This is a genomic window from Flavobacterium sp. (genome assembly GCF_046073885.1).
GTDB lineage: Bacteria > Bacteroidota > Bacteroidia > Flavobacteriales > Flavobacteriaceae > Flavobacterium.
Genome location: NZ_JBJTND010000021.1, coordinates 1 through 14385, shown reverse-complemented (window position 1 = coordinate 14385; position 14385 = coordinate 1). Strand labels below are relative to the sequence as shown.

13 protein-coding genes are annotated in these 14385 nt (G+C 33.9%); 6 read left to right on the top strand and 7 right to left on the bottom strand.

Annotated features, from left to right (window positions below):
- Nucleotides 1-37: 37 nt before the first annotated feature.
- Nucleotides 38-490, top strand: coding sequence for an SsrA-binding protein SmpB (smpB, locus tag ACKOWY_RS03180; protein WP_408939997.1), 453 nt, complete (start codon nt 38-40; stop codon nt 488-490).
- Between the two features lie 14 nt (nt 491-504).
- A complete protein-coding gene (locus ACKOWY_RS03175) occupies nt 505-864 on the top strand; it encodes a multiprotein-bridging factor 1 family protein (RefSeq protein ID WP_408939996.1) in 360 nt (119 codons plus the stop codon).
- On the opposite strand, the gene ACKOWY_RS03170 is transcribed toward ACKOWY_RS03175, so the two are convergent.
- Entirely contained in the window at nt 861-1502 is a 642-nt protein-coding gene (locus ACKOWY_RS03170; RefSeq protein WP_408939995.1) for a protein-L-isoaspartate(D-aspartate) O-methyltransferase, read from the bottom strand. The two genes, ACKOWY_RS03175 and ACKOWY_RS03170, sit on opposite strands and share 4 nt — an antisense overlap.
- Nucleotides 1503-1601: 99 nt before the next feature.
- On the opposite strand from ACKOWY_RS03170, the gene ACKOWY_RS03165 reads away from it, so the two are divergent.
- The 3 genes from ACKOWY_RS03165 to ACKOWY_RS03155 are packed head-to-tail and all read left to right on the top strand — an operon-like array spanning nt 1602 to nt 4701.
- Nucleotides 1602-2579: a Gfo/Idh/MocA family protein gene (locus ACKOWY_RS03165; RefSeq protein WP_408939994.1), complete on the top strand. Its 978-nt coding sequence runs from the start codon at nt 1602-1604 to the stop codon at nt 2577-2579.
- Between the two features lie 10 nt (nt 2580-2589).
- Complete coding sequence (locus tag ACKOWY_RS03160; protein ID WP_408939993.1) at nt 2590-3480, top strand: 3-hydroxyacyl-CoA dehydrogenase family protein; 891 nt, start codon at nt 2590-2592, stop codon at nt 3478-3480.
- Nucleotides 3481-3483: 3 nt separating this feature from the next.
- Nucleotides 3484-4701 (top strand): DUF1015 domain-containing protein, encoded by a 1218-nt coding sequence (locus ACKOWY_RS03155; RefSeq protein ID WP_408939992.1) that lies wholly within the window; start codon nt 3484-3486, stop codon nt 4699-4701.
- On the opposite strand, the gene ACKOWY_RS03150 is transcribed toward ACKOWY_RS03155, so the two are convergent.
- Nucleotides 4702-5037, bottom strand: coding sequence for a DUF6150 family protein (locus ACKOWY_RS03150; protein WP_408939991.1), 336 nt, complete (start codon nt 5035-5037; stop codon nt 4702-4704).
- A gap of 161 nt (nt 5038-5198) precedes the next feature.
- Between ACKOWY_RS03150 and ACKOWY_RS03145 the strand changes: the two genes are divergently transcribed.
- Entirely contained in the window at nt 5199-5957 is a 759-nt protein-coding gene (locus ACKOWY_RS03145; RefSeq protein ID WP_408939990.1) for a S1/P1 nuclease, read from the top strand.
- Between the two features lie 43 nt (nt 5958-6000).
- Here the strand turns inward: ACKOWY_RS03145 and ACKOWY_RS03140 are convergent, their stop codons facing one another.
- From ACKOWY_RS03140 to gyrB, 5 genes are all read right to left on the bottom strand, one after another.
- Nucleotides 6001-7197 (bottom strand): pyridoxal phosphate-dependent aminotransferase, encoded by a 1197-nt coding sequence (locus tag ACKOWY_RS03140; RefSeq protein WP_408939989.1) that lies wholly within the window; start codon nt 7195-7197, stop codon nt 6001-6003.
- A 128-nt stretch (nt 7198-7325) separates the two neighbouring features.
- Complete coding sequence (gene secDF / locus ACKOWY_RS03135) at nt 7326-10304, bottom strand: protein translocase subunit SecDF (RefSeq protein WP_408939988.1); 2979 nt, start codon at nt 10302-10304, stop codon at nt 7326-7328.
- Nucleotides 10305-10531: 227 nt separating this feature from the next.
- Nucleotides 10532-11464, bottom strand: coding sequence for a malate dehydrogenase (gene mdh, locus ACKOWY_RS03130; RefSeq protein WP_408939987.1), 933 nt, complete (start codon nt 11462-11464; stop codon nt 10532-10534).
- Between the two features lie 28 nt (nt 11465-11492).
- A complete protein-coding gene (locus tag ACKOWY_RS03125) occupies nt 11493-12542 on the bottom strand; it encodes a DUF6588 family protein (RefSeq protein WP_408939986.1) in 1050 nt (349 codons plus the stop codon).
- Nucleotides 12514-14385 (bottom strand): DNA topoisomerase (ATP-hydrolyzing) subunit B (gene gyrB, locus ACKOWY_RS03120; protein ID WP_408939985.1); only part of this gene is annotated, 1872 nt, incomplete at its 5' end. The genes ACKOWY_RS03125 and gyrB, both read right to left, overlap by 29 nt.

The following is a 14385-nucleotide window of genomic DNA, read 5'->3' as shown; positions in this document are numbered from 1 at the left end:
TTTTGTTTCATTAATTTGTTAGTACCTTTGTATCGAAATGATAAAAACTGCAAACATACTTAACAAAAGAGCCCGATTTGATTACGAAGTAATTGAAACCTACACGGCGGGTATTGTGCTAACCGGAACCGAAATAAAATCGATTCGATTAGGTAAAGCTCAAATTGCAGAAAGCTTTTGTGAGTTTAATAATGGAGAACTTTTTGCCATTAATACCTATATTGAGGAGTATGCATTTGGAAATCAATTCAATCATAAATCCAGAAGCGAGCGCAAACTTTTGCTGAACAAAAGAGAATTAAAAACCCTAGCTCGAAATGTGGAATCAAAAGGACTTACAATAGTTCCGCTTCGCTTATTTACCAATGAAAAAGGACTTGCTAAATTGGAAATTGCACTTTGCAGAGGTAAGAAAACCTATGACAAACGCGAATCTCTAAAAGAACAAGATACCAAACGCGACTTAGATCGAATTAAAAAAGAATTTTAATTTATCTTTATCAAATGAAAGATTTATTAAAAAACGCTCGGGTAAATAAAAATCTAGGAACGCGCCAACTTGCTGCGCTAGTAAATATCGACCCTGCTATTATTAGTAAATTTGAAAGTGGTCAAAGAATTCCTACCGAAAAACAAATTATAGTTTTAGCAAATCAATTGGAAATCGACCTAAACTCCCTCAAAGTGGTATGGTATAAGCAAAAAATTCAGCATCAAATAGATTTCAATCCGCAGTCCATTCAAGCAATAACAGAAATATTAAAAGAAAAAGGAATTGAACTTAATGCGAATTCCAAAGAAACTCAAATAGCAGAAATACTATCTGAAATCGAAAATTTAAAAACTAAATTGAATTCGATTTAAGATTTGTTTTCTAATAGAGGTACGAATTTAAAATCGCCAAATTCGTGTTTTTCAAATTGGGTTTCGTTTTTACGAATAAGCAAAGTCATTATTTGCTCGTTTTCCCCAACCGGAATAACCAACCTACCTCCTATTTTTAACTGTGCCATTAAAGGTTGCGGAATAATTGGTGCACCTGCGGTTACTATGATACTATCAAACGGAGCATGATTTGGCAAACCTTTATATCCATCGCCAAAAGACAAATGTTTAGCTCTAATTCCTAATTTAGGCAATAATAATGAAGTCGTTTTGAATAATTCATTTTGACGTTCAACTGAATATACTTTAGCTCCCAGCAAACACAAAACAGCAGTTTGATATCCACTACCGGTTCCTATTTCTAGTATTTTTTGATCTTTTTTTACATCCAAAAGTTGGCTTTGAAAAGCAACGGTGTAAGGCTGTGAAATGGTTTGCCCTGCCCCTATTGGAAATGCTTTATCCTGGTAGGCAAAATCTTCGAAACTCGAATTCAAAAACAAATGACGCGGTATAGTACGAATTGCTTCCAATACATTTTTATCAGTTATGCCTTTATCTTCAAGAATTTTAGCCAACTGATTGCGAAGTCCTTTATGTTTATTCGTGTCTTTCAATTTTAGGATCTAAATTATTCCGTAAAAATAGAAAACAAATTACCAATTATCAATTACCAATTATCAATTAATTACTATTTTTGATAAAATTTAATTATTATGCTTAAAGTTGGCGTACTTGGTGCTGGTCACCTTGGAAAAATCCATTTGCGATTATTACAACAATCTGAAAAATACGAATTGGTTGGTTTTTATGATGAAAACCAAGAAAACGGCGCTAAAATTGCTGCCGAATTTGGTTACAAACAATTTGATACCATTGCAAGATTAATTCATGCTGTAGATGTTATCGATATTGTAACGCCTACTCTTTCCCATTATAAATGTGCGAAAGTCGCTATAAAAAATGGCAAACATGTATTTATTGAAAAACCAATTGCTACTACCGTTGAAGAAGCCGAAGAAATCATTGCTTTAGCAAAAGAATATAACGTTAAAGGGCAAGTTGGGCATGTAGAACGCTTCAATCCGGCGTTCATTGCAGTGAAAGACATGATTGAAAACCCAATGTTTATAGAAACGCATCGTTTGGCCGAATTTAATCCACGTGGTACCGATGTTCCTGTGGTTTTAGACTTGATGATTCATGATATTGATGCCATTTTGAGTGTAGTAAAGTCAAAAGTAAAGGCCGTTCACGCAAGTGGGGTTTCGGTATTGAGTCAATCACCCGATATTGCAAATGCCCGTATTGAATTTGAAAATGGCTGTGTGGCTAACATCACTTCCAGCAGAATTTCAATGAAAAACATGCGTAAATCGCGTTTCTTCCAAAAAGATGCTTATATATCTGTGGATTATTTAGATAAGATTTGTGAAGTTGTAAAAATGAAAGATGCACCCGAAGTTCCTGGAGATTTTGATATGATTTTACAAAATGCCGAAGGCGAAAAGAAACAAATTTATTTCAATAATCCGGAAGTTGCGCCTAACAACGCCATTCTAGATGAATTGGAAACTTTTGCAGATGCAATTCAAAATAATACTACTCCAATCGTAACTTTAGAAGATGGAACTGAAGCATTACGAGTAGCCTATCAAATTATCGATAGCATGACTGCTATCTCAACAAAATAAAAATTATAAAATGAAAACAATTGCAGTAATTGGTGCAGGAACCATGGGCAACGGAATTGCTCATACTTTTGCACAAAGTGGATTCACCGTTAAACTTATTGATATTTCTGAAAAATCTCTTGAAAAAGGAATGGCAACTATTGCTTCGAATCTAGATCGAATGGTAGCGAAAGGAACCATTACTGAAGCAGACAAGCACCAAACAATTGGAAACATAATTACTTACACCGACATCAAAGATGGTGTGGTTGGAACCGATTTAGTGGTTGAAGCTGCTACAGAAAATGTAACTTTAAAATTAAATATCTTCAAGCAATTGAGCGAGGTATGCGATCACAATGTGATTTTAGCTACTAATACTTCATCTATTTCTATTACACAAATTGCAGCGCAAGTGGTGCATCCGGAACGTGTAATCGGAATGCACTTTATGAATCCGGTGCCAATTATGAAATTGGTTGAAATCATTCGCGGTTACAATACTTCCGATGAAGTAACTAAAATCATCATGGATTTATCCGTAAAATTAGGAAAAACTCCTACAGAGGTGAATGATTATCCAGGATTTGTTGCCAATCGAATTTTGATGCCAATGATTAATGAATCTATTGAAACTTTATACAATGGTGTTGCCGGAGTAGAAGAAATTGATACAGTTATGAAACTCGGAATGGCACACCCAATGGGACCGCTTCAATTGGCTGATTTTATTGGACTGGACGTATGTCTTTCCATTTTAAACGTTATGTACGACGGTTTTAAAAATCCAAAATATGCACCTTGCCCTCTTTTGGTAAATATGGTTATGGCTGGTAAACTCGGAGTAAAATCGGGTGAAGGGTTTTATGATTATTCAGAGAGTAAAAAAGCTGAAAAAGTATCTAAACAATTTTCAAAATAATACATGTCGAAAATACTTCCATTTAAAGCAGTTCGTCCAACACCAGATAAAGTGGGGTTAGTTACGTGTCGGAATTACGACGACTACTCCCCTGCCGAGCTCGCTTCATGGTTGAATTTTAACCCTTATTCGTTTTTACATGTAATCAATCCCGCGTATGTTCATGCCCAAAAAATAACCTTAGACAAACGATTTAAAGGGGTTGCACATAAATATCAAGATTTTAAAAATGATGGCATTTTCATTAAAGATGCAAGTCCTGCTTTTTATTTATATCAAATAGAAACCAAATCTCAAACTTTCACCGGAATTGTGGCAGGAACTTCAATTGAAGAATATAAAAACAACATCATAAAAAAACACGAAGACACACTTCAATATCGTGTGGAATTATTTAAAGATTACTTACACCAAACGGGATTCAATACCGAACCCGTATTGATCACTTATCCTGATAATTTAGAACTCAATAATTGGATAGCCGATAAGAAAAAGGAACAACCTATTTATCATTTTGCTACAACCAATAAAGAAAAACACACGCTTTGGAAAATTGATTCTGAAAGTGAAATTAATTGGATTCAAAAGCAATTTGAGAAAATACCTGAATTATATATTGCAGATGGACACCATCGTTCGGCTTCTGCAGAATTACTATTCGACCAATACCATAATTCTGGAAGTGCTAATTTGAATTATTTCATGAGTTTTTTAATTGCTGAAAGCAATGTAAAAATATTTGAATTCAATCGAATAATTAGAGATTTAAATGGGTATTCTAAAGAAGACTTTTTGGAGAAATTATCCTCTCATTTTATAATCAAATCAAAAGAACAAGAATTGTGGAAACCACAAGGAAAATTTGAATTTGGGATGTATTTAGACGGCTGTTTTTATGCCTTATTTTACAAACAAGAAACCAAAAACCCTTCTATTCTAGAAAACCTTGATGCTCAAATTTTATATGATAAAGTCCTTCAACCCCTACTTGGGATTCAAGATTTAAGAAATGATGAACGCATTGAATACATACCTGGGAAGCAATCTATTCTGACCCTGAAGGAATTGGTAGATGAAGGAGAATTTGAAGTTGGTTTTATGCTGTTTCCAAGCGACGTAAAGGAAATAAAATCATTGGCAGATGATAATCTAATAATGCCACCAAAAAGCACCTACATCGAACCGAAATTTAGAAGCGGATTACTAATTTACGAACTGTAATTAATACATTAAATGCTTTTTGGAATTGTTATTCCAACCCGCTTGGTTTTCATACTTCACAAAATATATTTTTAAATCGGCTTGATTTTCATATTTCACAAAATATATTTTCTTATCAGATTGGTTTGAATAATCTACAAAAAACCATCTTCCCTCATTTTTAGTTGCTTGATTGCTATAAGCTTCTTTGAAAACTTTTAAATCAGCTTGGTTTTCGTATTGTACCACGTATACTTTTACATCAGCTTGATTTTCATAGTCAACCGAATATACTTTTTGACCATATGATTTTATTCCAATAAACGAAAACAGTATAATAAAAGGAATTAATTTCATTTTTAAACATTTAGATTTATCCAAAATTAATAAAATAAAAAGGTAATTAAATGTTAAATAACCAAATATTTATTCAACCTCCTTTGATTCTAATCTAACAACAAATATATTTGCTATAACAAAATAGATCCCAAATCTATTATAAATTTAACCTACAAAACATGAAAAAATCGGTAATTATTTTACTAACTCTGTTTGCTGTTTTTCCATTAAAGACTTTTGCCTGGGGTGAAAAAGGACACGAAATTGTTGCAGAAATTGCTTTTAACCAACTGGACAAAAAAACCAAAGGCATCTTGTTGAGCTACCTAGACGGAATGACTATTGAACAAGCTGCAACCTGGATGGATGACATCAAAAAAGACCATTCTTATGACAAATTAAAACCACTTCATTATGTGAATTTTGACAAGGGTGAAGAAGTGAAAGATATTTGCTGCGACAATATAATAGCTGCTTTGAGTGCAACTATTAAAGATTTAAAACACTACAAAGATTTTTCTAGAGAGGAAGTAAAAACAAAAATTTGTTACTTATTTCATTTAATCGGGGATCTACACCAACCGTTACATGTTGGCTACGGAAGTGACAAAGGCGGTAATACATTTCAAGTGAATTTCAACTCAAAAGGCACCAACCTTCACGGCCTTATGGATTATGGAATCATTGAAAACAGAGGGATTTCTTTAAATGACTGTATGAATTATAAAAACTACAATCAGCAAGAAATAGACAGTCTGTGCAAAGGTTCTGTGTTGGATTGGGCAAAAGAATCACGCAGTCATTTAGATCAAATTTATGACACCGAAAAGCAAATCAATGCTGACTATGTAGAACGAAATTTTGTTTTGATAAAAACTCAAATACAAATTGCAGGAATTCGATTAGGCAAAATACTGAAAGATTCTTTTCAGGGATAATTTATAAAAAAAACAGCTTGGGTTTCAAGCTGTTTTTTTTTTATTATTTAGAATTGTAAACTGTTAGCGCTTCTTTCAAAATATGAACCGATCGCACCAAATCTTCTTTCTTCAATACATAAGCAATTCGAACCTCATTCAAACCAACATTTGGTGTTGAATAAAATCCGGCAGCAGGCGCTACCATAACCGTTTCTTTATTTAAATTATAGGATTCCAATAACCATTGTGCAAAATCATCGGCATTGGCAACGGGTAATTGTGCAATACAGTAAAAAGCTCCTTTTGGAGTTCCAACTTTCACTCCATCAATTTTTTGTAACTCCGAAATTAATACATCGCGGCGTTCTTTGTATTCTTCAATAACTTCATCAAAATAACTTTGTGGCGTTTCTAAAGCGGCCTCACTAGCAATTTGCTCATAGGTTGGAGGACTTAATCGCGCTTGTGCAAATTTCATAGCGGCTGCCATTACTTCTTTATTTTTTGAAACAATACAACCAATTCGTGCACCACACATACTGTATCTTTTTGAAACCGAATCAATCATGATGGCATTTTCTTCTATTCCCGGAATATTCATAACCGAATGATGTTTTTCTTTTTCATCATAAATAAATTCACGGTATACTTCATCGGCAATTAAAAACAAATCATGTTTTTTTACTAAGGCAGCCAATTGATTCATCTCTTCTTCAGAATATAAATATCCGGTAGGATTCCCTGGATTACAAATCAGTATCGCTTTAGTTCTTGGAGTGATCAAATCTTCAAAAGCTGAAATTGGAGGCAAAGCAAATCCATCGTCTATAGTAGAAATAACAGGAACCACATTTACACCTGAAGCAACCGAAAAACCATTATAATTGGCATAAAATGGCTCCGGGATAATGATTTCATCACCCACATCCATGGTGCTACCCATCGCAAATAAAAGCGCTTCTGATCCACCTGTTGTAATAATAATATCAGAAACATCTATTGGCAAACCATGCGTTTTATAATAAGCCGATAATTTAACTCTGTAACTTTCAAATCCAGCAGAATGACTGTATTCTAAAACTTTAATATCCGCATTTTTTACGGCATTAATAGCAACTTCGGGAGTTTTTATATCTGGTTGCCCAATGTTTAAATGGTATACTTTATTTCCGTTTTTCTTAGCTATATCTGCATAAGGCACCAATTTACGAATTGGTGATTCTGGCATTTGTTTTCCTTTATTTGAAATCTTTGGCATGGTTTATTTTTTGATTATGCAAATTTGCATTTTTTTATTTTAAAATTTAAACCTAATTGAATTTTTAATTCATAAAAAAAAGCAGTAAAACTAGTTTACTGCTTTTATCTATTTTAGAAATTTCTAAATTATGATTTAAAGTGTCTTTCTTCAATATCTTCAACATCTCCTTTTGACATTGTATCTACTAATACAGGAGTTGCAATGAATAAAGATGAATAAGTTCCAACGATGATACCTACTAACATTGCGAAGATAAATCCACGAATTGACTCACCACCAAATAAGAACATTGTTAGTAACACTAAAATCATCATTAATGAAGTATTTAATGTTCTTGATAAAGTACTATTAATAGAAGCATTTACCACATCTTTAAAGTGACCTTTGTAATTTCCGCCAAGGTATTCACGAATTCTATCAAATACAATTACCGTATCGTTCATAGAGTAACCAATAACCGTTAAGATTGCAGCAATAAAATGCTGGTCCATTTCCATGTGGAAAGGCATGATTTTATATAACCATGAATAAACACCTAATACGAAAATAACATCGTGGAATACCGCAGCAATCGCTCCTAATGAATATTGCCATTTACGGAAAGAGATTACTAAATACAACCCTACAACAAGCATTGCACCAAGTACTGCCCAGTAAGAATTTGTTTTAATATCCTCAGAAATTGCAGCACCTACTTTAGAAGCTTGCAATACCCCAACTTGTTTTCCTTCGTAAGAATTAATGAATTTATCATAAGTCATATTGGTATAATATTTACCTAAAACTTTAAATAATTTTTCATTTACTTCTTTATCTACTCCAGCACTTTCTTCTTGAATTTTATATTTGGTAGTCAATTTTAACTGATCGGCATCACCAAATACTTTAGCTTCAACCGCAGTTCCAAACTCTTTAGATAATTCTTCAGAAACTTGAGTTGGTTCTACTGTTTTTTCAAATTTAACTTGGAACGTTCTTCCTCCAACAAAATCAACACCTTGATCTAATCCGTTACCGAAGAAAATAGAATATAAACTCACCACTACTACAGCAGAAGAGAATAAATACGTCCATTTTTTCATTCCAACGAAATCAAAGTGGAATCCTGTAAACCAGTTTTTAGTTAATGAAGTCGAGAATGTTAAATTTTTATTGTTAGCAACATCTTTATCAATAAATATTCTTGCTATAAAAATAGATGTGAATAAAGACGTGAAAATACCAATTAATAATGTAGTTGCGAAACCTTGGATTGGTCCTGTACCAAATATAAATAAGATGGCTCCTGTTAAAACGTGAGTAACGTTTGCATCAATAATCGAACGCATAGCTCCTTTCCAACCGTATGAAGTTTTCACAGCATCAGCTAATGTTTTACCATCTCGAAGTTCTTCTTTCGCTCTTTCGTAAATAATAATATTCGCATCCACAGCGGTACCCAATGTTAACACGATACCTGCAATACCAGGTAACGTTAATACTGCACCTAAACTTGCTAAGATTCCGAATAAGAAAAGTAAGTTAACTAATAAAGCAATGTTAGCATACCAACCCGCTCTACCATAATAGAATACCATCCATAAGAATACTAATAAGAATCCAACGATTGAAGAAACAAATCCAGCGTGGATTGCTTTTTCTCCTAAAGATGGTCCTACTACTTCCGATTGAATAATTTCTGCTCTTGCAGGTAATTTACCCGCACGCAATACATTTGCTAAATCTTTTGTTTCAGCAATATCAAAGTTTCCAGAAATTTCAGATCTTCCACCAGCAATTGGTCCAGAAGAAACTCCAGGAGCAGAATAAACCACATCGTCTAATGCAATTGCAATGTATCCTTTTGTAGTAAAGGCATTACCAGTAAGTTCTTCCCATTTTTTTGCACCTTGACCATTCATTTGCATAGAAACTGCAGGTTTTCCTAATTGGTCAAAAGTATCTCTTGCATCGGTAATTACACCTCCACTTAATGGAGCTGCATTGTCTTTATTACCTTTTAAAGCATATAATTCAAATGTTTCAGTTTCTTTACCCGTTTTTTCATCTTTATTGAAAGTCGGTTTTCCCCAAACAAATTTCACAAATCTTTTATCTGCAGGAATTAAAGCACGAATATCAGCTCTGTTTAAATATTCTTTGATTTTAGCAGTATCTTTTACTGAAACGATTCCTAAAACAGGACCACCTCCTTGAGCAGCAAATTTGTCTAATAATGGATTGTTTCCTTTTTTATCTGCAACTGAATCTTTAGATTTATCAGTTAACATAGCAGTTAATGAATCTTTTGCTGCAGTTTTAACTTCTTTTGGAGCTGCAGTTTCAGATTTTTTCAAAGCGTCATTAGCAGCCATTAAGAAACTACCAATTTCATCCACTTTATAAGTTTCCCAAAACTCTAACTGAGCTGTTCTTTGTAATAAAAGTTTAATTCTATCTACATCTTTAGCACCTGGTAATTCTACAAGAATTCTACCTGTTTGTCCTAATTTAGCAATGTTTGGTTGAGTAACACCAAATTTATCGATACGTTTTCTTAATACTTCAAAAGCACTTTCTACAGATTCGTCAACTTTTTTGCTGATTACTTTTTTAGTTTGAGCATCCGTCATACTAAAATTAATCTGATCTGCTAAATTTCTATTAGCAAAAATACTAGGATCTGCAAGCTTTACAGTCCCTTTTGAATTGGCTTCAAAAGCTTCAAAGAAGGCATCTAAATACGATTGATTCCCTTTTTGATTCTTTTTTGCATCTTCTAAAGATTTATTAAAGATTGGATTTTTTGAGTCGTTAGCAAGTCCTTTTAAAACATCTTTTACCGAAATTTGAAGGATCACGTTGATACCTCCCTCAAGGTCAAGACCTTTGTTGATTTGCTTTGCACTTACCTCTGCATAAGTGTAATCTACTAATCCAAATAAACTAAAAACATTTTTGTTTTTTAAATCGTTTAAATAGTTTACTTCTTTTTGTTGATTCCCTTTAGCGAAAGCTTTGGCATCATTTTGAATTCCATTTGAAACAAATGTGAATGTTAATTGGTAAATACTTACCAACGCAAATAGAATTGCGAAAAATTTAATAAGTCCTTTATTCTGCATTATTACTAAAAATTAATTAATTTTTTGGTTTGTTGTATTTATAAAAACAAGTGAATTAGTATTAAACTATTGATTTTCAAAAAGTGATCGAGGTAAAATAGCAACTACACATTTTTATAAACGTGCAAATATATAATTTACCGATAGATTAACAAATTATTTACCTATTAATATCAAAAAAAAGACTGCAAAAAGCAGTCTTTTTTCACATAAAAGTTTTTATTTTATTATAAAACCGATTTTAAATCAGCGTTCATTGCTCTAACTGCATCTGCACTCTTAGCAAATTTCGCTTTTTCGTCATCGTTTAACTGAATGTCTACAATTTGTTCTACTCCATTTTTCCCAATAATACATGGAACTCCGATACAAATATCGTTTTGGCCGTATTCTCCTTCAAGATATACCGAACATGGAATCATTTTCTTTTGGTCATTCAAAATAGCATCTACTAAAAATGCTACAGAAGCACCTGGTGCATACCAAGCAGAAGTTCCTAACAATGCTGTTAGCGTAGCTCCTCCAACCATAGTATCTGCAGAAACTTTAGCCAACTCGTCTTCAGATAAAAACTGAGAAACAGGCACTCCGTTGTAAGAAGCTAAACGTGTTAACGGAATCATAGTTGTATCTCCGTGACCACCAATTACCATCCCTTGAATATCATTTGCCGGTTTATTTAACGCTAACGATAAATACGTTTTAAAACGAGAACTATCCAAAGTTCCACCCATTCCAATGATTCTGTTTTTTGGTAAACCAGTAGCTTTTAATGTTAAGTAAGTCATTGTATCCATTGGGTTAGAAACCACAACTACAATTGCATTTGGAGAATGTGCTAATAAATTTTCTGCAACTGTTTTTACAATTCCAGCGTTAATTCCTATTAATTCTTCTCTTGTCATTCCTGGCTTTCTAGGAATTCCAGATGTAATTACTACTACATCACTTCCTGCAGTTTTAGAATAATCATTAGTACTCCCCACCATTTTAGTATTGAAACCTAAAGTAGTTTGGGTTTGCATGATATCCAAAGCTTTTCCTTCTGCAAAACCTTCTCTAATGTCTAATAATACGATTTCACTCGCAATTCTTCTGTAAGCAATAGCGTCTGCGCAAGTTGCACCAACATTTCCTGCTCCAACAATGGTAACTTTCATTTTATTTTTGTGTTATATTGATAAAAAATTAAAACTCGTATTGAACGGATAAATTTGTGTTTACAAATTTACCAAATGCAATCGAAGATTGCACATAAAATTTGCTAAATTGATATCTACCGGAAATCTCTCCTATTCCATTAAACTTGGTCTTGTAAATATCTACTAGTTTATTATTTAACGTTTGCTGCACCGGAATAACATCTTCTATCTGTCCTCTTTCACCAGTTAAATAATATTTAAACTCACTTCTATTAGCAATAGCGCTAAACATTAGTTCAAATTTCTTCCATTCTTTGGAAGCGCTTAATTGAAATTGAAGGGTTTGTACTTTACCTGTAATTCTGTTAATTCCCAAATTTCCAAATGAAGTATTGGTATCTAAAAAGTCAAAACTTATATCTTCCTTTGAAAATGCAACCAACGCGGCTAAGTTTATTTTTTTCTTATTTAAACTTGAAAAATACTGACTAAAATTATGCTTCACTCCCACTCCATACACTTGAAAATCTCCTCTTTTTAATTGCACTTTTGAAGAATATTTACCCACTAATTCAAATCCTTTCCATAGTGAAATAGCACCTTGCAAATACGGATAAACTATTGATTCTTGGTTTACACCATTTGGAGCCAACATTTTAATTTGATTGGAAGCGTCTAATTGACCAACTAATAAATATTGTGTCTCAGACCCAAGTGCAGTTGGAACCGTGGCGGGAGAAACTGTTTCTCCATTAGCATTTTGAATAGTAAAAAAAGAAAAGTCAGAATTTTTTATTTCGAAGCTTCGATCGCTTTTAGGAACGAAAAATGCATTACCGTAAATTCCTAAAGTAACTGCAAATAATTTTCTTTTTTTTGGGGAAGTCATCCAACCTGCAGAAGATTGATACACCGCTGCATCTGTAGCTGGAGTAATATACTTATCAGAATACATTGCTGCATCATTTAAGAACAAAACAATGTTATCTAACGTTTGTGTAGTTTGAGAAAAGGATTTGCTTGAAAAAATCAAACAAATCCCTATCACTAAATATTTAATAAATTTATTATGCATCGATGTTCGCGTAAACCGCATTTTTCTCGATAAACTCTCTACGAGGCGGTACCTCATCTCCCATCAACATCGAGAAAATCTGATCGGCTTCGGCAAGACTTTCAATTGTAACTTGACGCAAAGTTCTAAAATTAGGATCCATAGTGGTTTCCCATAATTGCTCAGCGTTCATCTCTCCAAGACCTTTATATCTTTGTATTGCGGCATTACCACCCATTCTTTCGTTAGCTAGGTCACGTTGATCATCATTCCAAGCATACTCTTTTTTGTTTCCTTTTTTAACTAAATATAAAGGAGGAGCAGCAATATAAATGTGACCTTGCTCAATTAATTCTCTCATGAATCTAAAGAAGAATGTAAGAATCAAAGTGGCAATGTGACTTCCATCCACATCGGCATCACACATGATGATTACTTTGTGGTATCTTAATTTTTCAAGGTTTAATGCTTTACTGTCTTCTGCAGTTCCAATTGTAACTCCAAGAGCTGTAAAAATATTTCGAATTTCTTCGTTTTCAAATACTTTGTGGTGCATGGCTTTTTCGACATTCAAGATTTTACCACGTAAAGGAAGAATCGCTTGAAAGTTACGGTCACGACCTTGTTTGGCCGTTCCACCCGCTGAGTCTCCCTCGACAAGATATACTTCACATTTTGCCGGATCTTGTTCTGAACAATCAGACAATTTACCCGGTAAACCTCCACCACCTAAAACCGTTTTACGTTGCACCATTTCACGAGCTTTCTTAGCCGCGTGACGAGCCTGTGCTGCTAGGATAACTTTTTGAACTATGATTTTGGCATCATTTGGATTTTCCTCCAAATAATTCTCCAACATTTCTGCAACCGCTTGAGAAACCGGAGAAACAACCTCTCTGTTACCCAATTTTGTTTTGGTTTGCCCTTCAAACTGAGGTTCGGCCACTTTTACAGAAATAATCGCAGTTAATCCTTCACGGAAGTCATCCCCTGAGATTTCAAATTTTAATTTTTCTAACAACCCTGAAGCATCGGCATACTTTTTCAATGTACGGGTCAATCCCATACGAAAACCTTGTAAATGCGTTCCTCCTTCGTGTGTATTGATATTATTTACATAAGAAAAAATATTCTCTGCATAGCTTTCGTTATATATCAAAGCTACCTCAACCGGTATTTCTCCTTTTTCATTTTCCATGCTAATCACATGGCTGATGATAGGAATACGGTTGCCGTCAAGGAATTTAACAAACTCTTTTAAGCCTTCTTTAGAATGGAAAACCTCTCCTTCAAAATCACCGTTTTCTTTGGTATGTCTTCTGTCCGTAAGCGTAATAGTAATTCCTTTGTTCAAAAAAGAAAGTTCACGCATACGACCTGCTAAGGTATCATAAGAGTATTCGAGTGTTTGAGTGAATATGGTAGCATCAGGTTTAAAAGTAACTGTGGTACCTCTTTTGGAGGTTTCTCCAATTTGTTTAACAGGATACATGGATTTTCCTCTTTCGTACTCCTGCTCGTATACTTTACCGTCACGGAATACTGTAGCACGCAAATGATCGGAAAGAGCATTCACACAAGAAACACCTACTCCGTGTAAACCTCCGGAAACTTTATAAGAGTCTTTATCAAATTTTCCTCCGGCTCCGATTTTAGTCATTACTACTTCCAAAGCCGATACTCCTTCTTTCTTATGAATATCAACCGGAATACCACGACCGTTATCTTCTACCGTTACAGAATTGTCTTCATTAATGATTACGTTAATCGTATCACAATGTCCAGCTAATGCCTCATCGATGGAATTATCGACAACTTCGTAAACCAAGTGGTGTAACCCTCTGACTCCTGTATCTCCAATGTACATGGAAGGACGCATTCTTAC

Excerpts from the sequence above, each read along its gene's own strand:
- smpB (WP_408939997.1), top strand. The coding sequence starts at position 38 with ATGATAAAAACTGCAAACATACTTAACAAAAGAGCCCGATTTGATTAC.
- ACKOWY_RS03175 (WP_408939996.1), top strand. The coding sequence starts at position 505 with ATGAAAGATTTATTAAAAAACGCTCGGGTAAATAAAAATCTAGGAACG.
- ACKOWY_RS03165 (WP_408939994.1), top strand. The coding sequence starts at position 1,602 with ATGCTTAAAGTTGGCGTACTTGGTGCTGGTCACCTTGGAAAAATCCAT.
- ACKOWY_RS03160 (WP_408939993.1), top strand. The coding sequence starts at position 2,590 with ATGAAAACAATTGCAGTAATTGGTGCAGGAACCATGGGCAACGGAATT.
- ACKOWY_RS03155 (WP_408939992.1), top strand. The coding sequence starts at position 3,484 with ATGTCGAAAATACTTCCATTTAAAGCAGTTCGTCCAACACCAGATAAA.
- ACKOWY_RS03150 (WP_408939991.1), bottom strand. The coding sequence starts at position 5,037 with ATGAAATTAATTCCTTTTATTATACTGTTTTCGTTTATTGGAATAAAA.
- ACKOWY_RS03145 (WP_408939990.1), top strand. The coding sequence starts at position 5,199 with ATGAAAAAATCGGTAATTATTTTACTAACTCTGTTTGCTGTTTTTCCA.
- ACKOWY_RS03140 (WP_408939989.1), bottom strand. The coding sequence starts at position 7,197 with ATGCCAAAGATTTCAAATAAAGGAAAACAAATGCCAGAATCACCAATT.
- secDF (WP_408939988.1), bottom strand. The coding sequence starts at position 10,304 with ATGCAGAATAAAGGACTTATTAAATTTTTCGCAATTCTATTTGCGTTG.
- mdh (WP_408939987.1), bottom strand. The coding sequence starts at position 11,464 with ATGAAAGTTACCATTGTTGGAGCAGGAAATGTTGGTGCAACTTGCGCA.
- ACKOWY_RS03125 (WP_408939986.1), bottom strand. The coding sequence starts at position 12,542 with ATGCGGTTTACGCGAACATCGATGCATAATAAATTTATTAAATATTTA.